General features: G+C 61.9%; 23 protein-coding genes. 7 read left to right on the plus strand and 16 right to left on the minus strand.

The window, feature by feature from the left end:
- From EN955_RS11985 to EN955_RS35860, 4 genes are read right to left on the minus strand one after another with little or no spacing between them, the layout of a single operon-like run.
- A complete protein-coding gene (locus EN955_RS11985) occupies window positions 1-597 on the minus strand; it encodes a GNAT family protein (protein WP_013532763.1) in 597 nt (198 codons plus the stop codon).
- 15 nt (window positions 598-612) lie between these two features.
- On the minus strand, window positions 613-1,905 hold the full coding sequence (locus EN955_RS11990) for a pitrilysin family protein (protein WP_013532762.1): 1,293 nt from the start codon (window positions 1,903-1,905) through the stop codon (window positions 613-615).
- 14 nt (window positions 1,906-1,919) lie between these two features.
- On the minus strand, window positions 1,920-3,317 hold the full coding sequence (gene thrC, locus EN955_RS11995) for a threonine synthase (RefSeq protein ID WP_024503622.1): 1,398 nt from the start codon (window positions 3,315-3,317) through the stop codon (window positions 1,920-1,922).
- A gap of 1 nt (window position 3,318) precedes the next feature.
- Window positions 3,319-3,447, minus strand: coding sequence for a hypothetical protein (locus tag EN955_RS35860; RefSeq protein WP_255337193.1), 129 nt, complete (start codon window positions 3,445-3,447; stop codon window positions 3,319-3,321).
- Here EN955_RS35860 and EN955_RS12000 point away from each other — a divergent pair.
- Entirely contained in the window at window positions 3,446-4,177 is a 732-nt protein-coding gene (locus EN955_RS12000; RefSeq protein ID WP_024503623.1) for a hypothetical protein, read from the plus strand. The genes EN955_RS35860 and EN955_RS12000 overlap by 2 nt on opposite strands.
- 42 nt (window positions 4,178-4,219) lie before the next feature.
- On the opposite strand, the gene EN955_RS12005 is transcribed toward EN955_RS12000, so the two are convergent.
- Window positions 4,220-4,906 (minus strand): HAD family hydrolase, encoded by a 687-nt coding sequence (locus tag EN955_RS12005; RefSeq protein WP_024503624.1) that lies wholly within the window; start codon window positions 4,904-4,906, stop codon window positions 4,220-4,222.
- Window positions 4,907-5,069: 163 nt separating this feature from the next.
- On the opposite strand from EN955_RS12005, the gene EN955_RS12010 reads away from it, so the two are divergent.
- Window positions 5,070-6,203 carry a site-specific DNA-methyltransferase gene (locus EN955_RS12010; RefSeq protein WP_013532758.1) on the plus strand — a complete coding sequence of 378 codons (1,134 nt, stop codon included), beginning with the start codon at window positions 5,070-5,072 and terminating at the stop codon, window positions 6,201-6,203.
- Window positions 6,204-6,269: 66 nt separating this feature from the next.
- Here the strand turns inward: EN955_RS12010 and EN955_RS12015 are convergent, their stop codons facing one another.
- The gene (locus EN955_RS12015) at window positions 6,270-6,881 is read right to left on the minus strand and encodes an HAD family phosphatase (RefSeq protein ID WP_024503625.1); all 612 of its coding nucleotides are present in this window, start codon (window positions 6,879-6,881) and stop codon (window positions 6,270-6,272) included.
- Window positions 6,874-8,079 (minus strand): A/G-specific adenine glycosylase, encoded by a 1,206-nt coding sequence (gene mutY / locus EN955_RS12020; protein ID WP_024503626.1) that lies wholly within the window; start codon window positions 8,077-8,079, stop codon window positions 6,874-6,876. Before mutY ends, EN955_RS12015 begins: the two co-directional genes overlap by 8 nt.
- Window positions 8,080-8,133: 54 nt before the next feature.
- Here mutY and EN955_RS12025 point away from each other — a divergent pair, with 54 nt between their 5' ends.
- The 3 genes from EN955_RS12025 to smc all read left to right on the plus strand — a co-directional run bounded on the left by EN955_RS12025 (window position 8,134) and on the right by smc (window position 13,108).
- Complete coding sequence (locus EN955_RS12025; RefSeq protein ID WP_013532755.1) at window positions 8,134-8,634, plus strand: DUF721 domain-containing protein; 501 nt, start codon at window positions 8,134-8,136, stop codon at window positions 8,632-8,634.
- 163 nt (window positions 8,635-8,797) lie between these two features.
- Complete coding sequence (locus EN955_RS12030) at window positions 8,798-9,541, plus strand: DsbA family protein (RefSeq protein ID WP_013532754.1); 744 nt, start codon at window positions 8,798-8,800, stop codon at window positions 9,539-9,541.
- A 105-nt stretch (window positions 9,542-9,646) separates the two neighbouring features.
- Window positions 9,647-13,108, plus strand: coding sequence for a chromosome segregation protein SMC (gene smc / locus EN955_RS12035; protein WP_024503627.1), 3,462 nt, complete (start codon window positions 9,647-9,649; stop codon window positions 13,106-13,108).
- 262 nt (window positions 13,109-13,370) lie between these two features.
- Here the strand turns inward: smc and EN955_RS12040 are convergent, their stop codons facing one another.
- The 5 genes from EN955_RS12040 to EN955_RS12060 form a co-directional block, all read right to left on the minus strand.
- On the minus strand, window positions 13,371-13,586 hold the full coding sequence (locus EN955_RS12040) for a hypothetical protein (protein ID WP_081714302.1): 216 nt from the start codon (window positions 13,584-13,586) through the stop codon (window positions 13,371-13,373).
- A 180-nt stretch (window positions 13,587-13,766) separates the two neighbouring features.
- Window positions 13,767-14,135, minus strand: coding sequence for a hypothetical protein (locus EN955_RS12045; RefSeq protein WP_024503628.1), 369 nt, complete (start codon window positions 14,133-14,135; stop codon window positions 13,767-13,769).
- A gap of 92 nt (window positions 14,136-14,227) precedes the next feature.
- The gene (locus EN955_RS12050) at window positions 14,228-15,109 is read right to left on the minus strand and encodes a hypothetical protein (RefSeq protein ID WP_024503629.1); all 882 of its coding nucleotides are present in this window, start codon (window positions 15,107-15,109) and stop codon (window positions 14,228-14,230) included.
- Between the two features lie 71 nt (window positions 15,110-15,180).
- The gene (locus tag EN955_RS12055) at window positions 15,181-16,383 is read right to left on the minus strand and encodes an alpha-2,8-polysialyltransferase family protein (protein WP_245265334.1); all 1,203 of its coding nucleotides are present in this window, start codon (window positions 16,381-16,383) and stop codon (window positions 15,181-15,183) included.
- A 761-nt stretch (window positions 16,384-17,144) separates the two neighbouring features.
- Window positions 17,145-18,782 carry an ABC transporter substrate-binding protein gene (locus EN955_RS12060; protein ID WP_024503631.1) on the minus strand — a complete coding sequence of 546 codons (1,638 nt, stop codon included), beginning with the start codon at window positions 18,780-18,782 and terminating at the stop codon, window positions 17,145-17,147.
- A 128-nt stretch (window positions 18,783-18,910) separates the two neighbouring features.
- Between EN955_RS12060 and EN955_RS12065 the strand changes: the two genes are divergently transcribed.
- The gene (locus EN955_RS12065; RefSeq protein ID WP_013532748.1) at window positions 18,911-19,810 is read left to right on the plus strand and encodes a LysR family transcriptional regulator; all 900 of its coding nucleotides are present in this window, start codon (window positions 18,911-18,913) and stop codon (window positions 19,808-19,810) included.
- An 86-nt stretch (window positions 19,811-19,896) separates the two neighbouring features.
- Here the strand turns inward: EN955_RS12065 and EN955_RS12070 are convergent, their stop codons facing one another.
- From EN955_RS12070 to EN955_RS12085, 4 genes are all read right to left on the minus strand, one after another.
- Window positions 19,897-20,769, minus strand: a complete 873-nt coding sequence (locus EN955_RS12070; protein ID WP_024503632.1) for a phytanoyl-CoA dioxygenase family protein — start codon at window positions 20,767-20,769, stop codon at window positions 19,897-19,899.
- A 168-nt stretch (window positions 20,770-20,937) separates the two neighbouring features.
- Window positions 20,938-23,028 (minus strand): glycosyltransferase family 25 protein, encoded by a 2,091-nt coding sequence (locus tag EN955_RS12075; RefSeq protein ID WP_024503633.1) that lies wholly within the window; start codon window positions 23,026-23,028, stop codon window positions 20,938-20,940.
- Window positions 23,029-23,225: 197 nt separating this feature from the next.
- The gene (locus tag EN955_RS35080; protein WP_127219155.1) at window positions 23,226-23,549 is read right to left on the minus strand and encodes a LysR substrate-binding domain-containing protein; all 324 of its coding nucleotides are present in this window, start codon (window positions 23,547-23,549) and stop codon (window positions 23,226-23,228) included.
- The gene (locus tag EN955_RS12085; RefSeq protein WP_081714304.1) at window positions 23,492-24,172 is read right to left on the minus strand and encodes a LysR family transcriptional regulator; all 681 of its coding nucleotides are present in this window, start codon (window positions 24,170-24,172) and stop codon (window positions 23,492-23,494) included. The genes EN955_RS35080 and EN955_RS12085 overlap by 58 nt, the downstream gene beginning before the upstream one ends.
- Window positions 24,173-24,206: 34 nt before the next feature.
- Here EN955_RS12085 and EN955_RS12090 point away from each other — a divergent pair, with 34 nt between their 5' ends.
- Window positions 24,207-25,370, plus strand: coding sequence for a serine hydrolase domain-containing protein (locus EN955_RS12090; protein ID WP_024503634.1), 1,164 nt, complete (start codon window positions 24,207-24,209; stop codon window positions 25,368-25,370).
- The last annotated feature ends 18 nt before the right edge of the window (window positions 25,371-25,388 follow it).

Consider the following 25,388-nt stretch of genomic DNA (forward strand, 5'->3'; position numbering starts at 1 on the left):
TCAGTCCTTCGTTCCAACGCCCGGCGGATCGTCCGCGATCCGGGCGTAGAGGTAGTGGTCCTGCCAGATGCCGTTGATCCTGAGATAGGATCGCAGCAGTCCTTCGCGCCGAAATCCGGCTTTTTCAAGCACCCGGATCGACCTGATATTGTCGGGAATACAGGCCGCTTCGATCCGGTGCAACCTTAGCGTATCGAAGGCGAAGCGGGTCACCACCTTGACCGCGTCGGTCATCAGGCCGCGGCCGCCGAAGCGCTCGCCGATCCAGTAGCCGACATGGCCGCTCTGCGAGACACCATGGCGTATGTTGCCGAGCGTGATGCCGCCGGCAAGCTTGCCGCTGCTCCTCTCGAAAATGAAGAAGGCGATAGCGGTTCCCTGAGCATAATCCTCGCGGTAGCGGCTGATGCGCAGTCGCCATGCGTTGCGGTCGAGTTCATCGGGAGTCCAGCGTGGCTCCCATGGTTCGAGGAAGGCGCGGCTTTCCCCGCGCACCGCCGCCCACTCGCGATAGTCGTTGGTGAACGGCACGCGCAGCGTGACACGGTCGCCCTTCAGTGCCGGCAGGTCACGGCGAAAGAAAGGGAGCGCGAACATGGCGCTTTGAGGGGCTTAGACGGCGAGCTTGCGGGCCGCGGTCTGCGTGCCCGCGAGCGATTCGAGAATCGCCTCGTAGGGCGCCAGTGTGCCCACAGGCCCGACAGCGGTAAGCGTCGGCTTGGTCGAGAACAAACGCGACGATAGATCGGTCAGCCGCTCGATCGTCAGCGCCGACAGCCGTTCCATCAGTTCCTCCTTGGCGATCGGCCGGCCGAACAGAAGCAGTTGCCGTGCGATCTGCGAAGCGCGGCTGGCCGGGCTTTCGGCTGACATGATCAGTCCGGCGCGATATTGGGCGCGCGCCCGGTCGAGTTCTTCCTGCAGGATCTTCTCACCGGCCTTCTGCAGTTCGTCGATGATGACAGGCACCAGTTCGGCGATGTCGCTCTGGCCGGTCGCTGCATGGACGCCGAAGACGCCGGTGTCGGAAAAGCCCCAATGGAAGGCATAGACCGAGTAACACAGGCCGCGCTTCTCGCGGACCTCCTGGAACAGGCGCGACGACATGCCGCCGCCGAGGATCATCGACAGCACCTGCGAGGCGTAGAAGTCGCGCACATGATAGGCCCGGCCTTCGAACCCCAGCACGATCTGCGCGTCCATCAGGTCGCGGTCCTCGCGGAAGTCGCCGCCGACATATTGCGCATATTGCGGGATGGTGCTGTCGGCCTTGCTGCGGAAGCCGCCGAGCTGCTTTTCGACCTCGCGCACGAAATTGTCATGCTTGATGTCGCCGGCGGCGACAATCACCATGCGCTCGGCGCCATATTGCCGCTCTATGAAGTCGTGAAGTTGTTTCGAGGTGAAGGACTTGACCGTTTCGGGCGTGCCGAGAATGGAGCGCCCAATCGTCTGATGGCGATAGGCGGTTTCCGTGAAACGGTCGAAGACGATGTCGTCGGGCGTGTCGTGCGCGGCGCCGATCTCCTGCAGGATCACATGCTGTTCGCGTTCGAGTTCCTGCGGGTCGAATTCGGACTCCTGCAGGATGTCGGCAAGAATGTCGACGGCCAGCGGCACGTCGTCGGAGAGCACCCTGGCATAGTAGGAGGTGGTCTCGACGCTGGTGGCGGCGTTGATTTCGCCGCCGACGTCCTCGATCTCCGAGGCGATTTCGAAGGCGCTCCGCCTTTTCGTGCCCTTGAACGCCATGTGCTCGAGCAGATGGGCCATGCCATGCTCGTCGTCACGTTCATTGCGGGCACCCGACTTGACCCAGGCACCAAGGGCAACCGATTCGATGCTTTGAAGGGTTTCGGTGGCGACTGTCAGGCCGTTCGACAGACGGCTTACCTCAACACCCATATGGCTACTACTCCCTAACGCGCCGCCCGCGCGCGGCGGCCGACGTAATCTTCCACCATTTTCAGGTCGGATGGAAGTACCGTGTATTTTTCCTCCGATGTCATCAACCCACCTAGCCACGCGGGCAGTGCGGGCGACACGCCGCTGGCGGCTTCGACGGCGGCCGGGAATTTTGCCGGGTGCGCTGTACCCAGCACCACCATCGGCACGGCGCCTGACGCCTTGCCTGCGGCGACATGCACGGCTGCCGCAGTGTGCGGATCGAGCAGATAGTTGCTGGTCGCGAGCGTCGAGCGGATGGTGGCGGCGACCTCGTCCATATCAGCGCGGCCGGCGTCGAATTCGGACCGCATCCCGGCGATTTGGTGGGGTTCGATGGTGAAAGCACCGGACTGCTTCAGGCCGTCCATGTAGCGCCGCACGGTCGCGGCGTCACGGCCGGAGGCCTCGAACAGCAAGCGTTCGAAATTCGACGACACCTGGATATCCATCGACGGCGACGTGGTCGCAAAGACGCCCTTGGTGCGGTATTCGCCGGTCGAAAAAGTGCGCGCCAGGATGTCGTTGTCATTGGTGGCAATGACCAGCCGATCGATCGGCAAGCCCATCTTCTTGGCGGCATAGCCGGCAAAGATATCGCCGAAATTGCCGGTCGGCACGGTGAAGGAAACCTGCCTGTCCGGCGCGCCGAGCGACAGCGCCGAGGAGAAATAATAGACGATCTGGGCCATGATGCGGGCCCAATTGATCGAATTGACGCCCGAAAGCGCCACCCGGTCGCGAAAGCCGTGATCGTTGAACATGTCCTTGAGCAGGCCCTGGCAATCGTCGAAATTGCCTTCGATCGCCAGCGCATGGACGTTTGCAGCCGTCGACGTCGTCATTTGCCGCTGCTGCACCGGCGAGACGCGGCCATGCGGGAAAAGGATGAAGATGTCGGTCCGGCTGCGACCGGCAAAGGCATCGATGGCCGCCCCGCCGGTATCGCCCGAGGTGGCGCCGACGATGGTGGCGTGCTGGTCGCGTTCGGCAAGCACATGGTCCATCAGCCGGGCCAGAAGCTGCATCGCCACGTCCTTGAAGGCGAGCGTCGGCCCGTGGAAGAGTTCCAGGACGAAGGTGTTGGGGCCGGTCTGCACCAGCGGGCAGACGGCCTCGTGGCGGAAGGTGGCATAGGCTTCGCGGACCAGCCGCTCGAAGACGGGCGCCGGGATTTCGCCGCCAAGGAACGGCGACAGCACGCGGATGGCAAGGTCGGGATAGGCAAGGCCGCGCATGGCGCGGATCTCGGCGGCGGAAAACTGTGGCCACTCGCGCGGCACGTAGAGCCCGCCGTCGCGCGCCAGCCCAGCCAGCACGGCGTCGGAAAATCCAAGAACGGGGGCTTCCCCGCGGGTACTCACATAGTGCATGTCACAATTCCGTTACTGCCTGGCTTTTTCCGTCCACCGCAAGGTGGTTAATTCTGCGCTGGCTCAGTCGCATTTTTGCCGCGCGGTTGATATACGTCACCAGCTTTGCGAGAGGGAAGTGCAGTTTCATGGCGTTTCGTACATTCAGTGGTCGCTTTTTGGCGGGTCTTGCGCTCACCGGCTTTATGCTTGCCGCCGCCGGCTGCCAATCGGGCGACAATGGCATCCTGAACCTCGGCATCGGCAAGAAGGAGGACCCGACGGCGCCACCGCCGCCGCAGGATCCCAAGATCCTGGCCAGCCAGTTGCAGGCCTATTGTCCCAGGGTGACGGTGCGGGACGGCACGGCCTTCTTCAACACCTATTCCAGGGAAGCTCAGAAGCCCAAGCCCAGGATCAAGAAGACCGGCGATGCCGCGCAGGATGCCGCGGCCCAGGCCGAGGCTGACGCCGCTGCTGCAACGCCGCCCGACGATTCGGCCAACATCATCTACCAGGCGTCGGTCAGCGACGTGACACGCGACTGCAGCCGTGCCAACGGCCAGTTGACGATGAAGATTGCGGTCGCCGGCAAGATTGTCCCCGGACCGAAGTTTTCTCCAGGCACGATCACCATGCCGATCCGAACGGCGGTGATGCACGGCACCGAGGTCCTCTATTCGCAGCTCCACCAGTATCAGGTCCAGGTCACCGATCCTTCGGTTGCCACGCAGTTCGTCTTCACCGATTCCAATGTCGTCGTGCCCGAGCCGACGGCCCAGGATTATCAGGCCTTTGCCGGCTATGACGAAACCGCGCATCAGGCAACGGCCGACAAGTCGAAGAAGACCCGCCGCAAGAGGGCTGCCGCGACGAACTAGGTCTCGGCAGTTGCATGAGGCGTGCGTCGCGGCGCACGCTTCTCAGGCATCCGACCACTCCGACAGTGCCGCGATCACGCTTTTCAGCTCCGCCCAGCGGCGGATGACCGTTTCGGCGCCGGCTTCGGTCAGCGCGTCGGCATGGCCGGGATAGCTGTGGGCGGCGCCGGTGAAGCCGATCACCCGCATGCCTGCCGCCCTGGCGCCGTGGACGCCGTGCACGGAATCCTCGATGACGAAAGTGTTCGCCGGGTTGGCGTTGAGCGTCTCCGCCGCGAACAGGAACACGTCGGGCGCCGGCTTGGTCTTCTTGCTTGGTATTTCCAGCGCCGAAAAGATACGGCCGGCGAAAAACGGCAGCAGATGCACCTTCTCCAGCATGAACTCGATCCGCTCCGAGCGAGAATTCGAGCAGACGCAGCGCGGCGCCGTTACCGCGGCGACCGCCTCGCGAACCCCATCTATGGCGCGGACGTCGCTGCGCAATTTGCGGTCGACCAGGTCCTCGGCACGGTCGATCAGCGAAGCCTGGAACGGAATGCTGGATTTCTCCTCGACCCGCATCATGATGTCCTTGAAGGTCAGTCCGGCATAGGTCTCGGAAATCTCTTCAGCCGATATTTCGTACCCGGCCAGGGTCAGCAGTTCCGCCTCGACGCGGGCGGCGATGATTTCGGAATCGACGAGCACGCCGTCGCAATCGAAGATGACAAGGTCTGGCTGGGGCATGGTGATCCGGACAATGGGAGGATGAAGGGGCCTCGGGAGGCTCAGGCGGCGCGGCATACACCAACAGGGCCACCTTCGCAAATTCAGCGGCCTTCACGGAATATTTACGCTGATCGGTAACCATAACGGAGAGTAAACAGTAACGCGTGCCTTGGGTGTCAGAATGTCTGCCGTGCGTCTTCTCGACGAGCTATCCCACGCTCCCCAGCAATCCGAATGGCTGGACACGATCCTCAAGGGCGACTGCGTCGCAGCACTCGACCGGTTGCCCGAAAAGTCGATCGACGTCATCTTCGCCGACCCACCCTACAATCTGCAGCTCGACGGCGACCTGCACCGCCCTGATCAGTCGAAGGTCGACGCCGTTGACGACGATTGGGACCAGTTCGAGAGTTTCGAGGCCTATGACGCTTTCACGCGTGCCTGGCTGCTGGCGGCGCGCCGGGTGCTGAAGCCCAACGGCACCATCTGGGTCATCGGCTCCTATCACAACATCTTCCGTGTCGGCGCCAAGATGCAGGATCTCGGCTTCTGGATCCTCAACGACGTCGTCTGGCGCAAGACCAACCCGATGCCGAATTTCCGCGGCCGCCGTTTCCAGAACGCGCATGAGACGATGATCTGGGCCACGCGCGACCAGAAGGGCAAGGGCTATACCTTCAACTACGAAGCGATGAAGGCGTCCAACGACGACATCCAGATGCGCTCCGACTGGCTGTTTCCGATCTGCACCGGCGGCGAGCGGCTGAAAAACGACAATGGCGACAAGCTGCATCCGACCCAAAAGCCGGAAGCGCTGCTTGCCCGCATCATGATGGCCTCGACCAAACCGGGCGACATCGTGCTCGATCCCTTCTTCGGCTCCGGCACCACAGGCGCGGTGGCCAAGCGTCTCGGCCGCCATTTCGTTGGCATCGAGCGCGAGCAGGCCTACATCGACGCCGCCAACGAGCGCATCGACGCGGTGCGGCCGCTGGATGGTGCCGATCTCACCGTTCTCACGGGCAAGCGCGCCGAGCCGCGCGTTGCCTTCGTCAGCCTGATCGACACCGGCCTGATGATGCCGGGTGCGACGCTCTACGATGCCAAGAAGCGCTGGGCGGCCAAGGTGCGGGCCGACGGCACGGTGGCGATCGGCGACAGCGCCGGTTCGATCCACAAGGTCGGCGCCGAAGTGCAGGGGCTGGATGCCTGCAACGGCTGGACCTTCTGGCACTATGAGCGCAGCGGTGGCCTGACCCCGATCGACGAGCTTCGCCGCATCGCGCGGCTCGGCATGGAGCGGGCAGGGGCCTGAGCCCCTGCCAATTGCTTCGAATGCCGTTGATTCAAAGGCTCAACGGATCGCGCGAAGCGATTCAAATCAGGCCTTGATTCCGAGACGTTCAAGGTCTGCTTGGAGCGTCCTTGCGTCGGTGAACAGCACCGATTGCCAGCCTGCCGCCTTGGCGCCGTCGACATTCTTCTGGCTGTCATCGATGAACAGCGTCGCGGCCGGTTCGAGGCCGAATGCGGCGACGTGGTGATCGTAGATGGCTCGGTCGGGCTTGATCTGGCGGATATCGGCCGACACCGTCACGCCGCGCGGACGATTGAGGAAATCGAAGCGCTCGCGGGCCTCGGCCAGCGTGTCGCTGGCGAAATTGGTCAGCATGGTCACGTCGTGGCCGCTCTCGATCAGACCGACCATGATGGCGACGCTGTCCTTATAGGCATGCGGCACCATCTCGTGCCAGTGGCGGCGGAAACCGCGGATGTTTTCCGCGTGATCGGGATGGTCCGCGATCAGCAGCGCCTCGGCCTCTTCCCAGGTCCGGCCGCGATCCTGCTCGATGTTCCAATCATGCGTGCAGACATTGTCGAAAAACCACTTTCTCTCTTCGGCATCCGGAATAAGGCGGCTGAACGGAATGTTGGGATCGTAATGGATCAGCACGCGGCCGATGTCGAAAACGATGTGGCGTATTTCAGTCATGAGGCCTCTTTGCACTGTGTGGCGACGGCTTTTTCGTCGCGCCGGGTATCGCAGCCTCGATTGCCTTTTTCATGACAGTGGGCAGCGCCTCGCCGGAAATCTCGTGGGCCAGCGACCAGAAATGCCCGTCTGGCACATCACCTTTGATGTGAGCGTGAAAGACTTCGAGTTGGAGAGCGAAATGCGTGAAGACATGCGCAATGCGGCCCGCATGCCGCCAATCGGCGGGAAACGGCGCGGCCGCTTGCGTGGTTGCCCCATCGATGCGCGCGGTCCAGCCTGTCGTCGGCACCTCGGTCATGCCGCCGAGCAAGCCCTTCTCCGCCCGTTTGCGCAGAAGGATGGCGCCGTCGGCCCGCACGGCGACAAAGGCCGCGCCGTGCCGCTGCGGCTTGTCGGCTTTGGGCAGGCGCACCGGGAAGTGCTCGGGATCGCCTGAAACGACGGCGTCGCAGTCTTCGCGCAGCGGGCACAGCATGCAGCGTGGCCGGCGTGGCGTGCAGATGGTGGCGCCGAGATCCATCATCGCCTGGGCGAAGTCGCCAGGCCTTATCCCGGGCACCATGCGCTCGACATGGGCGCGGATCTCGGGCTTGGCTTCGCTGAGCGGGGTTGTGATCGAAAACAGCCGGGAGATGACACGTTCGACATTGCCGTCGACAACCGCGGCGGGGCGATCGAAGGCAATCGCCGTGATGGCCGCCGACGTATAGGCGCCGATGCCGGGCAGCTCTCTCAAACCCGTCTCCGTGTCGGGAAACCGGCCGCCACGCTCGGCCACAAGATCGGCACAAGCCTTGAGATTGCGGGCGCGGGAGTAGTAACCGAGCCCCGCCCACGCCTTCATCACGTCCTCGGTCGGCGCCGCGGCCAGCGCCTCGACATCGGGCCATTTCTCGACGAATACCCGGAAATAGGCCTTCACTGCTTCGACGGTGGTCTGCTGCAGCATGACCTCGGAGAGCCAGATGCGGTAGGGATCAGGCCGCACGCCGCGTGCATGCTCACGGGGCGTGATGCGCCACGGCAATTCACGGTGATGCACATCATACCAGCCGAGCAGGCGGGATGCGATATCGTCGCTGACACCGGATGCAGCTGTGCTGCTATCTCCAGATGCAGCTATGCTGCTATCTCCGGATGTGGCTTTGCCACTATCCCAGGATGCGGTCTTGCGGGTCTGGTCTGCTGGTGCCATTGATCTTGTATTGGCCTGGCCGGTATCTGCTGGGGTCGTGGCTGGAGGACGTACATGGCAGGGAGAACGCCCTACGGCAATCCCGTCCCGGTCAGCGATCTCGCGACCAGGATCCTCGATCCGGTGCTGCGCAAGCGGGCCGGCATTTCGATCGGCCTCGTCCAGTCATGGGACGAGATCGCCGGCCCACGGCTGGCCAGCCACTCGCGCCCCGAAAAAATCCAGTGGCCGCGCCGTATGCATGAGGACGATCCGTTCGAGCCGGCCGTGCTGGTCATTGCCTGCGAAGGCATGGCGGCACTTCATCTGCAGCACGAGACGGGCGAGATCATCAACCGGGTCAACGCCTTCCTCGGCTTCACCGCCATCAACCGCATCAGGATCCTGCAGAAGCCGGTGACAGCCGACAAAGGAAAGCGCAGACCGGCCCTGAGACCGCTGACCGCGGCTGAGAAGACGAAATTGTCGGGGACTGTCGGCCTGGTCGATAATGAAGGACTGCGCGCCTCGCTGGAGAAACTTGGCGCGACCATTATTGGGGAGAGAAAATCATAAGCGTCTTGAAGAAAGTCATGGATTCGTCGTCTATATCTCGCATTCGTGATCGCCCTTGTCAGGTTTCGCGATTGGATTGGGGATCGAGATGCCTTAATTCGCGCCAACTCTCGCCTTTTCGTGTCTTTGCATTGCAAAATCCAACCCTTGTCAGGTGATTCGTATGAACCGTCCCCCGTTTGGCCAAAGCTTGTCTCGCAGAAACGTCCTGTCTTCGCTGGCCGCCATTCCGGCGGTGGCCCTGCTCGCGGCCTGCAGCGACTCTGGCGAGGAGGCGAAGGCTGCGAATGTGAAGCCCGCTGAGCCGGCCGCTCCCGCAAAGCCGGCCACGCCGGCCGCCGCCACCGCGCCGGAAGCCCAGGGCACCGTGGACATGACGGAACTGATGAAGCCGGGCGCGCTGCCCGACAAGCAGCTTGGCAAGGACGACGCCAAGGTCACCATCGTCGAATACGCCTCGATGACCTGCCCGCATTGCGCGCATTTCGCCGAGACCACCTTTCCGGACCTGAAGACCAAGTACATCGACACCGGCAAGGTTCGCTACATCCTGCGCGAATTCCCGTTCGACCCGAGCGCCGAAGCCGGTTTTATGCTGGCGCGCTGCGCCAAGGATAACTATTACCCCATGGTCGACGTCCTGTTCCGGCAGCAGGCGAACTGGGTTGGCGTCCAGAATACCAAGGATGCGCTGCTGCAAATCTCGAAGCTCGCCGGTTTTACACAGGAGTCCTTCGAGGCCTGCTTGACGGACCAGAAACTTCTGGACGATGTGAGATCGGTCCAGAAGCGCGGCGCCAATGAATTCAAGGTCGACTCGACACCGACCTTCTTCATCAACGGTAAGACCTACAAGGGGGCGATGTCGATTGAGGAAATGTCGGCCATCATCGACCCTCTGCTCTGACGTCCAGTCAGCCCTGAGGCGGCGGCGCTTCGGCGTGCGCGGCTTCTCGTCGTGCCGCGACTTCCTTTCGCAAAACCACCGAAATCCGCTTAGCGGGCGGCGCGAATGAAGTTTTCGCGCCTTCGCCTCCTCGGTTTCAAGTCCTTCGTCGAGCCCGGCGAGTTCGTCATCGAACGCGGCCTGACCGGCATTGTCGGACCGAATGGCTGCGGCAAGTCGAACCTTGTCGAGGCGTTGCGCTGGGTGATGGGCGAAAGCTCCTACAAGAATATGCGCGCGTCCGGCATGGACGACGTCATCTTCTCCGGCTCGGGCACGCGTCCGGCGCGCAACACCGCCGAAGTCACGCTTTTCCTCGACAACAGCGACCGCTCGGCGCCTGCTGCCTTCAACGATGCCGACGAACTGCAGGTGTCGCGCCGCATCGAGCGCGAGGCCGGCTCGCTTTACCGTATCAACGGCAAGGAGGCCCGCGCCAAGGACGTGCAGCTTCTGTTCGCCGACCAGTCGACCGGTGCGCGTTCGCCGTCGATGGTCGGCCAGGGCCGCATCGGCGAACTGATCCAGGCCAAGCCCCAGGCACGCCGCGCCCTGCTCGAAGAGGCGGCAGGCATTTCCGGCCTGCACACCCGCCGCCACGAGGCAGAACTGCGGCTGAAGGCGGCCGAACAGAACCTGGAACGGCTGGACGACGTCGTCGGCGAGCTGGAAAGCCAGATCGAAAGCCTGAAGCGCCAGGCGCGCCAGGCGTCCCGCTTCAAGAACCTGTCGGCCGATATCCGCAAGGCAGAAGCGACGCTCTTGCATTTGCGCTGGACGCTGGCCAAAACCCAGGAAGGCGAGGCGCGTTCGGCGCTGGCGGTTGCCACGGCACTGGTCGGCGACCGCGCCGCGGCCCAGATGGCCGCCGCCAGGGAGCAAGGCATAGGCGCCCATCGGCTGCCGGACCTGCGCGACGCGGAAGCCGCCGCCGCCGCTGCCTTCCAGCGCCTCTCGATCGCCAAGTCGCAGATCGAAGAGGAAGCCCACCGCATCCGCGCCCGTCAGAGCGAACTCGAGCGCCGGCTGCAGCAGCTCGACGGCGATATCGCGCGTGAGGAGCGCATGGTCCGCGACAATGCGGACATTCTCGAGCGCCTGCGCACTGAAGAGGCGGCACTCAATTCGGAAAATGCTGGTGCCGCCGAGCGCGAGGCCACCACCCGCGCGGCTTTCGAACAAGCGGCATCTACGCTTTCACAAAGCGAAGCCAAACTCGCCGCGCTGACTGCCGAGCGGGCCGAGGCTGCCGCCTCGCGCAACCAGATCGAACGGACGCTGCGCGACACCGCCGAGCGCCGCGACCGCTTCGCGCGTCAGCTTGCCGATGTCGACCGGGAATTGTCGGAGATACTCTCCAAGGTCGCTGGCCTGCCCGATCCGGCCGAGAAGCGCGTGCTGGTCGAACAGGCCATGGCGCTGCTGGAGGAGGCCGAGGCTGCCGTGTCCGAGGCCGAGCAGTCGGTCATCGATGCCCGTGCTGCCGAAAGCGCTGCCCGGCCACCGCTCCAGGATGCCAGGGCCGAGCTGGCACGGATCGAAACCGAAGCGCGCACGCTGGCAAAAATCCTCAATGCCGCCAGCGGCGATCTCTTCCCGGCCGTGCTGGAGCAGATCAGCGTCGATCGCGGTTTCGAAACGGCGCTGGGTGCAGCCCTTGGGGAAGACCTCGACGTGCCGCTCGACCGCAGCGCGCCGGTGCATTGGGGCGAAGGCGCGATCCAACCCGGCGACGCGGCTCTGCCGGAAGGCGTGAAGAGCCTTGCCAGCGTGGTCCACGCGCCGGCACAGCTCGCCCGCCGCCTGGCGCAGATCGGTATCGTCGATGCCGCCGGCGATGGCCGCCGGTTGCAGCCGCTGCTTGCTCCCGGCCAGCGGCTGGTCAGCCGTGAAGGCGCGCTCTGGCGCTGGGATGGCTTTACCGCCAGTGCCGACGCGCCGACCGCCGCGGCGCAACGGCTGGCGCAGAAGAACCGGCTGGCTGAGCTCGATGCCGAGGCGATACAGGCGACGCTCGTCCTGCGCCAGGCCGAGGAGGCGCTGGGGGAGGCCGAACAGGCGCTCCGCCTGGCAAGCGAGGCCGAGCGCAACACGCGCCAGGCCGGTCGTGACGCACAGCATCGGCTGGACGCCGCCCGCAATGCACTGGCTGAGGCCGAGAGGGCCGGCGGCGAATTGCAGAGCCGGCGCGCAGCACTCGATGAAGCGCGCGCCCGCATCGTTGACAGCCATGAGGAGATTTCGGCCGCCTTCGCCGAGGCGGAAATGCTGCTGCAGGACGCGCCCGATCTTGGCGATCTGCAATTGCAGCTCGAACAGTCCTCGGCCAATGTCGCGCGCGACCGCGCCGCGCTTGCCGATGCGCGTGCGGTGCATGAGGGGCTGCGCCGCGAAGCCGAGGCGCGCGCGCGCCGGCTCGATGCCATTGGCGCCGAGCGCAGCAATTGGCTGGAGCGGGCCGAAAACGCCTCGACGCAGATCGCCTCGCTTGGCGAACGCAAGGCCGAGGCCGAGGCCGAACGCGAGCGGCTGGCGGATGCGCCCGATGAAATCGACGCCAAGCGGCGCGCCCTGCTGTCGCAGCTCACCGAGGCCGAAACCTTGCGCAAGGCGGCGGCCGACCGTCTGCAGGAAGCGGAGAACCGGCAATCCGAACTGGACAAGGCCGCCACCGGCGCCATCCAGTTCCTGGCCGAGGCTCGCGAGACCCGCGTTCGCGCCGAAGAGCGGCTGACCGCGGCCGACGAACGCCGGCTGGAGGTCGAGGCGCGCATCCAGGAAACGCTGAACACACCGCCGCATCTGGTTATTCGCCATACCGGTCTGGAGGCTGACAGCCCGATGCCTGAGATGCCCGAGATCGAGCGTCAGCTGGACCGGCTGAAGATCGAGCGCGAACGGCTGGGCGCCGTCAATCTGCGCGCAGAGGAAGAGCAGAAGGAGCTTTCCGACCGGCTGGAGGCGATCGTGTCGGAGCGCGAGGACATCATCGAGGCGATCCGCAAGCTCAGGCAGGCGATCCAGAGCCTCAACCGCGAAGGCCGCGAGCGGCTGCTTGCCGCCTTCGATGTCGTCAACGGCCATTTCCAGCGGCTGTTCTCGCATCTGTTCGGCGGCGGCACGGCGGAATTGCAGCTGATCGAATCCGACGATCCGCTCGAGGCCGGCCTCGAAATCCTCGCCCGCCCGCCCGGCAAGAAGCCGCAGACCATGACGCTGCTGTCGGGCGGCGAGCAGGCGTTGACGGCGATGTCGCTGATCTTCGCGGTGTTCCTGACCAATCCGGCGCCGATCTGCGTGCTCGACGAAGTCGACGCCCCGCTCGACGACCACAATGTCGAGCGCTTCTGCAACCTGATGGACGAAATGGCCGCCACCACCGAGACGCGCTTCGTCATCATCACCCACAATCCCATCACCATGGCGCGCATGAACCGGCTGTTCGGCGTCACCATGGCCGAACAGGGCGTCAGCCAATTGGTGTCGGTCGACCTGCAGGCGGCCGAGGCCATGCGCGAGGCAAGCTGACCCAGGTCGCGCTGGCTGGAATGGGCCGCACCGGAGCAATTTCAGGAAAAGGGTGCAAGCGGTTCTCGCTCGGCAAAAAATGTCAGGGCCGCGGACTGTGCCTGTGCGAATGATGTTTGGCCGGGGACCAGACGAAATAGAGCGAGCCCAGTTTCAGCACAGGCACCCTGCGATCCCGCTCGCGATCACGCAGTTCCCGGTAGGTCTTCACCTTCAGTGTGCCCCCCGGCAATCTGATTCGCAAAGCCATGATGCATAGAGCTTACGTGCTTTCTCCAGACGATGGAAGATTCATTTCAAGTTCCTCATCAGTATTCGAGCTCCTGGAGGGGCGATCAGGAATTGTACTGGGCCACCAGATGACGAAATATTTGCCAAACTGCCAGACCGGGACTTCGCCCTTGTGCTCTCGCCGCCGCAACTCATAACGTTGCTTGACCTTCAATACACCGCCCGGAAGCCTGATCTTGATCGTCATCGTCCCTCAATACTGATGGCGCACTTCCTGGGTGCCGCGCCCAAAATATCTGTCCGGCCAAGTTAGAAAAATCGCTCACTCTCGGATCGGATCGTTGCAATCCGATTTCGCTGAGTCAATGGAGCCGAGGGCGAACTCCTGTGGCTATCGGCGCCGTGCAGATAAGGCTTGAGAGCGGGCTCAACCTCTGCGCCGCAAGATCCAGTTCACACAGATCACGGCCACGAGGCCACATGCGATGCCGGCGCAATCGGCAAACCAGTCGAACACATCCAGATCGCGCCGTATCAGCGCCGTGCCCTGCAGGACCTCGATCGCCGCTCCAATCATGGCCAGGAAGACGATTAGTCTTGTTTTTCGATCGGGCCAGCCGAGCCCTCCAAGGAAAGTCATGACGGCAAAGGCGCTGGCGTGGTTCAGCTTGTCGGAACGGAAACCGATATCGATCCCGTACTCTTCGAGTCGGGGTATAGGCAGCAGTGCAAGGGCAAGAACAGCGGCAAGCGTGGCGAAAAAGGCGATCCGTTCGACGGCTGGATAAAATCTCATTCTGTTCCAATCTTTGCCTGGCCGCCGGGAAAGTCGAATCCGGCTCGGTATTGGCAGTTCAGGCTGAAACTCGGATCGACGGCGTTGTTCTTCTAAAGCCGCAATTTTTGCTTGAGCTTTTTCAGCCAGGTCTGTTCCGCCTCATCCTGATTTTGATGCGCCGGGACGTAGCGCGGCCGTATCTTTTTTCCTTTGATGTAGAATGGCTTTTCGACTTCTCCAACCAGATTGACGAAAAGCCGGGATTTGTTGGTGGGTTGGCGGACTGTGACGCCGTGGACCGATTCAATCGAATTGATGAACAATACAAGAATGTTCTTGTCGTATTGAACTGTTTCGACGCATTCCAAATGGGTGTCGTCGACATAGGCATCATTGAAGAGTGTCGCTTTGGCTTTCAGCGTGGCGTATTTGGACTGGAAACGACTAATTGTCAGGTCCCCGCCAACGGCATCATAATCTTCCGGCCTCATATAAAACAGGCCAGAAAATAGCTTGTCGCCATTGTCGATGTGGCTTGTCCGCACCGATCCGGCATTGGTCACCGGCGTGTTCCCGCTGAGCATCGCATCCATCAGTATGTCGCGCGTTGCATAGGTGTCACTAAACCTGATGCCCGCTTTCATATTCTTGAGGCGTTCATAATTGGGGTAATAATCAGGGTAGAACTTGTGAATATCGTCGTAGAACAGGTCGGCGACCTCGCCGAAAAATGCTTGCGATACATGGTAGGCGATAAAGTCGCGCCATATTTGCGGCACGGCTTCGTTCGACCGAACGCGGTGGGCCTCATAATCCCACCTGGTGTTGTTGCGGCGTGTATCGATTTCGAGCGTTTCCGGAGCGGGAAACGTGCCGGCCAATTCCTGGTAGAGATCGAGGGGAAGGGCGTCACGCAGGATGATGTGTGGAAACGGCTCCGATCGAACGTCGGCCTTGGTGGCTCGTTGAAGGACTGAAAGCGGCTTTGACATCGATGGTGTCCCAGATCGAGTTTGTCCGAATTTGGACAGCGAGGATCGTGTTCAAGCTGGGTTACCGCCTTTCAACGGATCCCTTTCTGCGTCTCGTTCAAAGATTGGAGCGTTGAAAAGGGCTCCGCATGGGCTTTTACCATTTCGCTCATTAGAATATCCGCGCCAGTCATGAGGGGGATCAGGGTTTCCGCAAATGTGTATGTTTTGATGCCGTAAAGCCACTTCAGGTAAAGAAGGGCAGCTGACGTGCCGGAGACGCAGCCAACGATGTTCATCCGGGATACGACAAGCTCTATCGGATATATGTGTGGCAGGTTAGCTGCCATGATCCTGGTGTTGGCGTCGGCCGTCACATTGCCAACTGCATCCAGCAATTCGGGGAAGAAGGGCTTGCTTATTCTGGGATGTTCCTTCCAGACGACGTCGTATCCCCTCTCGACGATCTGCTCCGCAATTCGTCTATAGATCGCCGCCTCTTGCGCGTACGACATTATGCGGTTTCGCGACAATGCCTGGCCGAGCAGCAGGATCCGTGGGTTGGCTGACGCACGGCAATGTTCATCGCCGCCGGAAAGCGCATCCCTGCAGGCTTCATCTATTACGTCGCGCATCAGCGAAGCGCCGACCTGAAATCTCGGTACGTTCTCCAGTGCATCGTGAATGGGGATTTCGTGAAGCAAAGAATAAAACTTCGTCACCCGTCTCAGATGGTGTCTTTCTATCCTGTCGGCCGCTTTCCTCAATCGGAACGCCGGTGAAATTGTAGAGAGTCCTGCAATCAAGGCCGCGGTGATGCGTCGTCGAAACCTTGTGCCCGGCGGCCGTGACATGGTTGCCATCTCGAATGGAAGGTATGACGTCAAGCCATCCTCATACAAAACGATCTTGGCTTCTGGGTATGAGTCCAGCAGTATTTTTTCCGACGGCCGGTTAACGAAGCAGGCCCAAATTTCAGCTACGGAACTCGCGTCGAGACCAATTGTGTCTCGGATCAGACGATGGATCCGGAAAATTTGCAGTTGCCCATATTTACGCTCGGACGTCAGAAGGTCGTACGCCCATATGATCCGTCTCCAGGTCCATACTTTAGACGCAAGTTCAGCAAGACCGGTCTTGAAATGCTCGGAAACGCCGGCCGTTTCATAAAGCAGGAGATAGTCCTCATGCTCCTGATCCGCCGGGGAGCTTCCATCCATTGTTGATTGGCGAAGTGAGGCAACCAGGCTGAGCAATTGCCAGCTGCCAAAGACGCAGCATATTCGAGCTGGCAATTTAAGATCTCCAGATCGGATGGAAATAACGCTGCATGTTCCGCGATCTCAACCGCAAAATTGCTTCATATCCGACAGGCCGTGTGGCTCGGGGCGTCCCACCCGCTTCGTAATACTGCCTATCGCGTCAGCAGGAAATATCTTTCAGATGTCGGGTCCAACGTCCAAGACAGGCTAGAGTTCCGCACAATAGGCAGGCGAATTCACTTCAACTGAGCGGCAGAGACCTGTCGAGATCCGGCAATAGCACCCGGTGCGGCAGACCGCTCATGCGGTCGTCTTGCTGCTTCGGGTCCCTCTCGGCACCAAGAGCACGAATTCTCCCGGTTTTCGGGAAGGTCGTTGCCCGGGAAAGCGGGTTTCGCTTCCCCCAGTCAAAAGTAAGCTCCAGCCATGAACCGGAGCTAGATGATGACAGAGGCAGAAACCAGAATGTTTCACACGCTTGATGTGCCAGCCGGTCCGGTGTGGCGGCCTGCAATCCCGGCCGACCTGACAAGGCAGGGCATGTGTGGGCGCGTCTGCGCATCATGCCCGATACAAAGCCCGCACTGCCCCTCGAACGCCCTTGAGGCCGACGCTTCGGCGCAACGTCCCCGGTGAGCAGGCTAGAGCAATTCTAGGAAAAGTGTGAAGCGGTTTTCCGGCCAAAATTGCCTCAAAACAAAGAGTTAGAGCAGCTCGCCGTTTCCGTGAAACGGTGAACTGCTCTAAGGGCGGCGCCAGAAAATGCGCCGCCCTGTCGGAGGGGTCGTCCGCGATCAGGCGGCGAGCCAGGCCCGTGTGAAATCCTGCTCATAGGCCTGATGCATCTGGTAGCCCATCAAGGCAGGTTTCATATGGCAGAACAGCTTTCGCCAGTAAGGCTGAACGATGATGCCGGAATCCTGCAGCATGACCTGCAGTTCCTTCATTACCACACGGCGCTGCTCCGGATCGGCGATGGAATTGGCCTTGTGGACCTTGGCATCGAAGTCTGGATCGGCGAACCCCGTCTCGTTCCATGCCGAACCGGTCTGATAGGCAAGTGCATAGGTCTGGATGCCGAGCGGTCGGGCGTTCCAATTGGTCGTCGCGAAGGGATACTTCGTCCAGTCGTTCCAGAACGCCGATTCCGGGATGACGGTGCGTTTCACCTTGAAGCCGGCGTCGCGCATCTGCTGGGCGACGGCATCGGAGCTTTCCTTGCGGTAGTCGGCTTCGACCGAGATCAGATCGAACTCGAAATCGAGCTGGCCGGCTTCCTCGAGCAATGCCCTGGCCCGGGCCGGATCACGTTTGATCGGCGGCAGGTCGGCGTGTTCGGGATGCATCGGTCCGACATGATCGTTCTGCGCGACGATGCCCATGCCGTCGGCGCCCAGTTGCAGCACCGCTTCGTTATCGACCGCAAGCTGTATGGCGTTGCGCACGCGCTTGTCGTCATAGGGTTTGGCGTTGACGTTGCAGCGCGAGACCAGGGTGGCGGCAGTGACGATCTCGCTTTTCTTCAGGCCCAGCCTGTCGAGCATGGCGACGTCATAGGACTGCGTCTGGCCGTTCAGGTCGATCTCACCGGATTCGAAAGCGGAGACGGTGGCGGCCGAGTCGGTGCCGTAGTCGGTCCAGTCGATGCCGTCGAGGAACACTTCGCCGCCCCACCAGGACCCGTCCGGCCGCTTGCGCACCGAGGCAGCAACGCCGACATCGAGTTTTTTAAGCTCGAACGGACCCGTGGAAACGGGGTTGGCCGACAGTGGCGCTGCCTTCGGATTGAACGTGCGGTGGACGATCAATGCCGGGTAGTCGGTCATCGCAGGGATGATGGTGATGTCGGGCTGCGACAGTTTCAGGACCACGGTGTGGTCGTCGCGAACTTCGATGGCACCAGTGCGCGCCACCTTGGTGTCGGGATCGATCAGGGCGGTCATGCGCCCCGCCATCGAGTTGCCGGCGGCATCCTTCTCACACCAGCACGTGATGTTGAAGGCGACATCCGTGGCGGTGAAATCGTCGCCGTTCGACCACTTCACCCCTGGGCGCACCTTGAGCACATATTCCGTGGCGTCCGCATTGATCTCCCAGCTCTGCAGCAGCACCGGCTCGAAGGTGAAATCCGGCTTCCAGCGCACCAGCGGTTCGAGAAACTGCATGGCGATGTTGCCCATCTGCGAAACCTTGAACTTGCGCGGGTCTTCCAGCTCCATCACCTGCATGGCAACACGCAGCACGCCGCCCTTTCTGGGTTGGGCGGCTTCCTCGGCCCGCGCCGGGACCGGTTGACCGATGAGCCCATAGGCAATCGCCGTGCTGGCGCCGAAGGCGCTGGCCAACGCCAGGAACTCGCGGCGGCCAAGCGCGCCGCTCTTCGCGCCTTTCGCAAATGCGCCGATCGCCGGATGAAGAGGTCTGGATGTCATATCGGTTCTCCCATTGTTGATTTTACGCCCAAATTCGGTGGAATGCCCTTGCCGCGTCGTTGCTGGGCGCTGTTTTCTACAAGACGCAGCCGATGGCGGCGGGGCCGCGACGGCGAGGGGAAGGCAAGATGAATCTTCTGACGGCGATGCGGGTGTTCGATCGGGTCTGCCTGCTGGGCAGCCTGTCGGCGGCGGCGCGCGATCTCAACATGTCGACGACGGCCGTCAGCCGCACCATCAAGGAACTGGAAGACGACCTCGGCGTCCGGCTCATCAATCGCACCACAAGGCGCCTCAGCCTCACAGAGGCGGGCCGCGACTATGCTCCGCGTGCCCGCATCCTGCTCGACGACATTTCCGAACTGCAGGATTCGACGCGCGGCCTTCACAAGGAGACGCGCGGCCTGATCCGGGTTTCCTGCTCCAATGTTCTGGGCCACACGCGCATAACCAAGCTGGTGCCGAAATTCCTCGAAGAGAACCCGCTCACCACGATCGAGTTCGACCTCACCGCGCGTTATGTCGTCGGCATTGTCGAGGAAGGCTACGATGTCGCCATCCGCTTCGGCGGTCAGGCCGATTCCGCCTTGATTGCCCGCCGGCTTGGGGAAGTTCGCAACTATGTCTGCGCCACGCCCGATTATTGGGACACAAACGGCCGCCCGGTCCACCCGGATGAGCTGGCAAGCCATTCCTGCGTGCTGAGCAATTTCGCCAAGCGGCTTGGCACATGGCCTTTCATCGGACCAGACGGCCCTTTCGATGCGGCTGTCGGCGGGCGCATCTCGACCAACAGCGTCGAGGCCGCCTACCAGATGACCACCGCCGGTTTCGGCATCGGCAATCTGCCCAGCCTGCTGGTCGATGCTGCGATCAGCGACGGCCGGCTGGAAGTGCAGCTGGATGAGTTTCGCCCCGGCTCCAGCCCGATCTACGCACTCTATCCGCACCGCACCTATATTGCGGCCAAGGTGCGCGCGTTCGTCGATTTCCTGATCCGCGAACTGTCGGCCGACTTCACCGCCTGAAATGCTGCCCGATTGCCGGCCAACGCCGTCAGGGGCCTGGCGCGAACGCCAGGCTCCTGCTGCCCCCGTCGCCCGACGCGGCAGCGTCATTTCCACCAGGCGGTGGTGTCGTACATCGGTCCCGGCTCCTCGAAGAGCTTTTCGTATTTGCACAGTGCCGGCGTCTTGCCGAGCGGCACCGAAACACCGTCCCTGAACGCCCATTCGCCACGTTGCGTCGTATCCGCCCGCACATAGCTGGACAGTGCAAAGGCGCGGTCGTGCTGTGACCTATTGGGCGAGGAGCCGTGCACGGTGAGCAGCCCCCATAAAGCAAGATCGCCCGGCTCCAGCACCAGCGGAACGATGGTCGCCGGGTCGATGCCGACCTTGCGCAACTCTTCTTCGGCGGTCAGACCCTTCATCAGCTCGCCGGTTCCCTCGTCCGACAGGCCGAGATAGCCGAGCTTGTGGCTGCCGGGCACGACCTGAAGGCAGCCATTGTCCAGCGTCGCCCGATCGACCGCGAGGCCTGTTGTCACGGTGGCGTCGGCGACATTGTCGAAGGCGGCCTGGTTACGAAAGCGCAGATCCTGGTGGAAGCGATAACCCGTGACATTGGCGCCGGGCGGCTTCCAGTGCAGCTGTTGGGCGATCTGTTTTATGTCGCGGCCGATCAGACCCTCGAGCAGCTTCAGATAGTCGGGATTGCGGCGGAATTGCTCGAAATAGGAATTGATCCAGGAAAACCAGTAAGCCTGCAGCACATAGCGTTGGCCAAAGTCCGATTCAGGCAGGATCTGGAAATTCAGGTTGCCGTGCCGGAAGGTGGCGTGATGCTTGAGGCCTTCGGCATAGACCGCATCGGTTTCCTTCTTCAGCCGGATCATCTCGTCGCCGTCGACGAATTGTCGAACGACCGCATATCCTTCCTCGCGGTACTGCTCCACCGCTTCGCGTGCCTGCCTGTCCGTCAGCATATCCGTGACAACCCCCGTCTGTGATCTGTGTCGATCGTAACAAACGGGTTGCCGGCGATAAGCCGTGGATTTTGGCATCGACTTTCCCGATTATCGGGAAATTGAGCGGGGCCTCAAAGGTGCATTGGCCGCAACCGGCTGATCAGATACGTGCTGCGCCGTTAGGCCCTAAAAATAGGTTCGCGGCGCGACAAGGTTCTTCTGCTGGCGAACATAAAAACAATAGAAGCCGAACGCCGCGGCAAACCACATGAAGGCCTCACCCATGGCCAGCCGGTTGTTGGAATTGGTAAGGATGCTGAGGGCGAAGAAAACCAGTGTGGAGATGTAGCAGGACCATGCGGCCGGAGCGACAAGCTTGGCTCGCATGGCCAGCAGAACCTGCCTGGCCGACCAGGTGTAGAGAAAGGCAAAGAACGCCAGTCCGACCAGACCATAGCGCACGGCAATTTCCAGATAACCATTGTGGAAGACGTTTAAGATCATGGGATGATAGGTTCTGTTCTCCCACTCGGTCAGCCAGCTGGAACTGGCTCCGAAGATCGGGTGGCGTTTCCAGATATCGATCGCATCCGCCCACAGCATCAGCCTTTCCTTGGCTGCAAGCGGAACCGCATCGCTCGCGATGGCGCGGTCGAATGCGGGAAGGACGCCATGCCTGAACACATCCGGAACCAGGGTATTGACGAAGGTCATGGTGTCGCCGGCGGTGGACGAGAAGATGTTGTGTGTTGCGACAATGCCGGCCGCCACGATCGCCAGCACGCCACCCGAAACCAACAGTTCGCGGCGATGGCCTCTCGCCAGGGTCATGACCGTCAACAGGAGCAGCGCAAGCGCAAGCGCAAGCCACACGCCCTTTGACCGCATCTCGATGATATTGACGACGGCAAGCAGCAGGACGGCTGTCGACAGCGCCCAATAAAGGTTCTTGGTTGCTTTCCCGAGGTCCGTTCTCTGGGCCGTGTAAGCCATGAATTGCAGCGTGCAGAGGAAGATGAAACCGGCCGCCACCGACGCGTGGATGGGATTGTTGAAAAGCCACGGGGCCGGTTGGATATCCTGAAACATGTTCGAACAGGCGGTGTCCGCCGCCAGGAAGACAAGACTGAGGATCATGAACCAGAGGACCAGCCGTGCGGGCTGCCTGACAAACAGCAGAAAGGCGAATCCGGTCGTCGCATAGAACAGCGGAAACATGTAAATGCCTTCGGCGCCACCCAACTGGTGGGTGCCGAAATAGACGATCGCCAGTCGGATGAAGACATAGAGCGACCAGCCCAGACACAGGAAGCCGACCCAACCGATCAGTGGTTTGCTGTAGGTCCACAAATCCACCCTGAACCAGCGGATGACCGCGACCAGGGCCAGCGCCAGGCCCGCATAGCGGTAGGTGTCTGCCTCGCGCCACACCGCGGAAACCATGGCGAGAACGGCGAGTGCCGCAAGCAACAGAAGCAAGGTGTGGCGCGGCGCGTTGTCCTTGGCACAGTCCAGGGTATCTCGCGGCAAAGGGGGCCGCAGCAGGACGTGATGCAGGCGGCGCAGCTCGTCACCGGCCCGCAACACCCCGGCACGTAGCCGGCTCGGCCCGCCCAACCTTGCGGATTTGTAGCTTCCCGAGGGACCGGCTATGCCGGAGATCTCGCTGCTGGCGGCGAAGCCAAGCACGTTTTGGCGGGCGGAATAGACCTTCAGGCCGGTATCCCAAAAGCGTTCGAGCGCGACGTCCCACGGCATTTTCATGACGGCGAGCGCCGACAACAGACCCTGCGCGCCCTCCCGCGTCACCAGATAGGCGGCGGCCGAGCCTTGCGGGCCATGCAGCGCACGACCGATCTCGTCGCCTTCCGCCGTCTCGACGGCGCGCATGAAGAAGCTGATGCGATGGTTGACCAGTTTGATGACGTCGAAATCCGGCACCGCCGCGATGATGGCCTCGATGCGCCGCATGGTGTTTTCGCTGAAGAGGACGTCGTCCTCGACGATCAGGCCATGGGCGCTGCCACCGGCCACGAACGTTTCCAGCGCCTGGATATGGCTGCGGTAACAGGCATATTCGCCGGAAAGGATGTCGCGCCCGCTCAGCTTGCGTGCGGCTGGCAGATCGATCTCCGTCCAGGCCTCTTTGGCAAGCGCATGGCCGTCGACGGCGGCAATGCGCTGCAAGGTCAGGCCTGCCGCTTCGGCGCTGGCGAGCAATTCGCTCCAGCGCTGGGTCTCGCGATCGAGGTTGATGGCGAAGATAGGAAGGTTCATTGAAGTTCCATGTTGAGCCGCCACCCACCCGGCCGACCTATGTATGGAAAGAAGGAGATGTTCAAGGCGACACTGTCCAGATCATGTGCAAGACCTGAATTTGCCAGTGGGAGATACAGTGCGAGCCGGCCGTTAATGAGCCCGACCACCGAGGCTGCGACGGCGCTGCGTCCCCCGCTTCCTGCGGTGCAACGGACCTAACCGCAAAACCATTCGATGAATGCTCGAAGTTTTGGCGGCTGGTTGCGTGTGGGATAGTAAAGCTTGAACTGTACGGGACCTGGCTCGAATTCTGTCAAAAGCTCAACCAGTTCACCTGCCTCGATAGCCGGTATTTCCGTCGCTCTGTAGAGTTGGGCGATACCCAGGCCCGAGCGAACGGCAAAGTCGAAGTGATGATTGTCGTCGAACACCAGGCGCGGTGGCGGATCGAGGCGAACAACCTGATCGTTGACGTTGAAGGTCAACGGCAATCGCTGGCTCCCCGGAAACCTGTAACGGATAACGTCGTGGCCTGGCAGATCGTTAGGATGCCGGGGGTGCCGGAAGCTTCCAGATAGGAGCGCGAGGCCAGCACTGAGCGGCGAAGAGGTGGACCGATGGAGCGCGCGATCATATCCATCTCCAATGTATCTTGGAAACGGATGCCGGCATCGAAGCCGCCAGCCACGATATCGGACAATCGATCGTCGGTTGCGAGTTCAATCTTGATGTCCGGGTAGTGCCGCACGAAGGCGGCCAGCCGCGGCAGGATGCAGACCTGAGCCGCCAGCCGTGACAGGTTGATCCGCAAATTTCCTGCCGGCCGCTTTCCAACCATACGAACCCGATCGAGTGCGTCCGCGATGTCGGCGAACGCTCGGTCCGTGTTTTCAAGCAGGAGGCGGCCCGCCTCGGTCAGCCGGACACTGCGGCTTGTGCGCTCGAAAAGCCGGACTCCGACAAGGGCCTCGATCTGGCGAATCTTCTGCGAGACCGCAGATGGCGTTATCCCCAAACGGCCGGAGGCGGCGGTGAAGCCTCCGGTCGTGGCGACCATGCGGAACGCCGGCAGCAGCGAGAAAAAATCGGGTCCCATCGTCAATTCTTGCTTCAAGACCCATGAAGCATGGCCCATCTCAACTTCACGATCAAGGAGGCGCATCTAGGGGGCATATTTCCAACTTGGAGTTACAGATATGACCGAAGATTTGGCCCTGAAGGCACTGCCGGACAACCTGGCAAACGCCATGGATGTTGCGATCGAGGACGCACTGGCAGAGGGCCGCATCGCTGGTAGCGTCGTGCTCGTCGCCCAAGATGGCAAGATCGTTTACGAGCGGGCGGCGGGCCTTGCTGACCGTGAGACAGGCAGGCAGATGCAGATCGAGACGCCCTTCCGCTTCGCTTCCGTGACGAAAGCCTTCACAACCATGGCCGCTTTGAAGTTGATGGAGGCTCGACATTTGTCGCCTGATGACAGGGTGACAAAATATCTGCCGGGATTTGCGCCTCGTCTCGCCGATGGCTTGGTCGCCGACATCAGAATCGGTCAGTTGATGGCGCATACGGCCGGATTGGACTACCGCAGCCAGCAACCTGCCGATGGACCTTACGCCCGTGCGGGAGTGTCTGATGGGCTTGATGAGAGCCGGGGCTCACTCGAAGCAAATCTCGCCCGCATCGCCAGCGTGCCGTTGGATCGCATTCCCGGTGAGGGCTGGCGCTACTCCATCGCGACGGACGTGCTGGGCGGCGTGATTGAGGCCGTCACCGGCACGACGCTTGACGGCGCGATCAGCGCCCTGGTCACCGAACCACTACAACTGGGTGCCGCTTTTCATTGGCCCCAAGAGGATATTGCCGTCCCCTACCGCGATGGTTCATCGGCGCCTATGCGGATGACCGTCGGTGTCGAGGTGCCGCAGCGTTACATCGAGGGCCCCGGCGTTCGCTTCGATCCGGAACGCATTCGGGACGCGACAGCCTGGCCATCGGGCGGCGCGGGCATGGCTGGCCGTCCGCGCGACGTCCTGACTTTGCTTGAGGCGTATCGCACCGGCGCTTTCCTGGGCGAGGATCTGCGTGAAGCGGTGAGGACGCCAAGAGTTGACGCGGAGGCTCAGGCAATGGGCCCGGGGTGGGGTTTTTCCTGGCTGGGCGCTGCCCTGATCGACCCTGCTTCCACCGGCAGCAAATGGAGCAAAGGATCGGTTTCCTGGGGCGGAACATATGGCAACTGGTGGGGTATCGATTTCGCCAGGAAGAGAACCGTCATCTCGATGACGAACACTGCCTACGAGGGAATGTCGGGCAGATTCGCGCAGAGCATCGCGGCCGCGGGCGCGATGCCGCTCTTGTAACTCTGCCTCACACCGCGG

Origin of the sequence: Mesorhizobium sp. M7A.F.Ca.CA.001.04.2.1, from assembly GCF_003998485.1 — a bacterium.
Lineage (GTDB): Bacteria > Pseudomonadota > Alphaproteobacteria > Rhizobiales > Rhizobiaceae > Mesorhizobium > Mesorhizobium ciceri.

Excerpts from the sequence above, each read along its gene's own strand:
- EN955_RS11985 (WP_013532763.1), bottom strand. The coding sequence starts at position 597 with ATGTTCGCGCTCCCTTTCTTTCGCCGTGACCTGCCGGCACTGAAGGGC.
- EN955_RS11990 (WP_013532762.1), bottom strand. The coding sequence starts at position 1,905 with ATGGGTGTTGAGGTAAGCCGTCTGTCGAACGGCCTGACAGTCGCCACC.
- thrC (WP_024503622.1), bottom strand. The coding sequence starts at position 3,317 with ATGCACTATGTGAGTACCCGCGGGGAAGCCCCCGTTCTTGGATTTTCC.
- EN955_RS12000 (WP_024503623.1), top strand. The coding sequence starts at position 3,446 with ATGGCGTTTCGTACATTCAGTGGTCGCTTTTTGGCGGGTCTTGCGCTC.
- EN955_RS35860 (WP_255337193.1), bottom strand. The coding sequence starts at position 3,447 with ATGAAACTGCACTTCCCTCTCGCAAAGCTGGTGACGTATATCAACCGC.
- EN955_RS12005 (WP_024503624.1), bottom strand. The coding sequence starts at position 4,906 with ATGCCCCAGCCAGACCTTGTCATCTTCGATTGCGACGGCGTGCTCGTC.
- EN955_RS12010 (WP_013532758.1), top strand. The coding sequence starts at position 5,070 with ATGTCTGCCGTGCGTCTTCTCGACGAGCTATCCCACGCTCCCCAGCAA.
- EN955_RS12015 (WP_024503625.1), bottom strand. The coding sequence starts at position 6,881 with ATGACTGAAATACGCCACATCGTTTTCGACATCGGCCGCGTGCTGATC.
- mutY (WP_024503626.1), bottom strand. The coding sequence starts at position 8,079 with ATGGCACCAGCAGACCAGACCCGCAAGACCGCATCCTGGGATAGTGGC.
- EN955_RS12025 (WP_013532755.1), top strand. The coding sequence starts at position 8,134 with ATGGCAGGGAGAACGCCCTACGGCAATCCCGTCCCGGTCAGCGATCTC.
- EN955_RS12030 (WP_013532754.1), top strand. The coding sequence starts at position 8,798 with ATGAACCGTCCCCCGTTTGGCCAAAGCTTGTCTCGCAGAAACGTCCTG.
- smc (WP_024503627.1), top strand. The coding sequence starts at position 9,647 with ATGAAGTTTTCGCGCCTTCGCCTCCTCGGTTTCAAGTCCTTCGTCGAG.
- EN955_RS12040 (WP_081714302.1), bottom strand. The coding sequence starts at position 13,586 with ATGACGATCAAGATCAGGCTTCCGGGCGGTGTATTGAAGGTCAAGCAA.
- EN955_RS12045 (WP_024503628.1), bottom strand. The coding sequence starts at position 14,135 with ATGAGATTTTATCCAGCCGTCGAACGGATCGCCTTTTTCGCCACGCTT.
- EN955_RS12050 (WP_024503629.1), bottom strand. The coding sequence starts at position 15,109 with ATGTCAAAGCCGCTTTCAGTCCTTCAACGAGCCACCAAGGCCGACGTT.
- EN955_RS12060 (WP_024503631.1), bottom strand. The coding sequence starts at position 18,782 with ATGACATCCAGACCTCTTCATCCGGCGATCGGCGCATTTGCGAAAGGC.
- EN955_RS12065 (WP_013532748.1), top strand. The coding sequence starts at position 18,911 with ATGAATCTTCTGACGGCGATGCGGGTGTTCGATCGGGTCTGCCTGCTG.
- EN955_RS12070 (WP_024503632.1), bottom strand. The coding sequence starts at position 20,769 with ATGCTGACGGACAGGCAGGCACGCGAAGCGGTGGAGCAGTACCGCGAG.
- EN955_RS12075 (WP_024503633.1), bottom strand. The coding sequence starts at position 23,028 with ATGAACCTTCCTATCTTCGCCATCAACCTCGATCGCGAGACCCAGCGC.
- EN955_RS12085 (WP_081714304.1), bottom strand. The coding sequence starts at position 24,172 with ATGCGCCTCCTTGATCGTGAAGTTGAGATGGGCCATGCTTCATGGGTC.
- EN955_RS12090 (WP_024503634.1), top strand. The coding sequence starts at position 24,207 with ATGACCGAAGATTTGGCCCTGAAGGCACTGCCGGACAACCTGGCAAAC.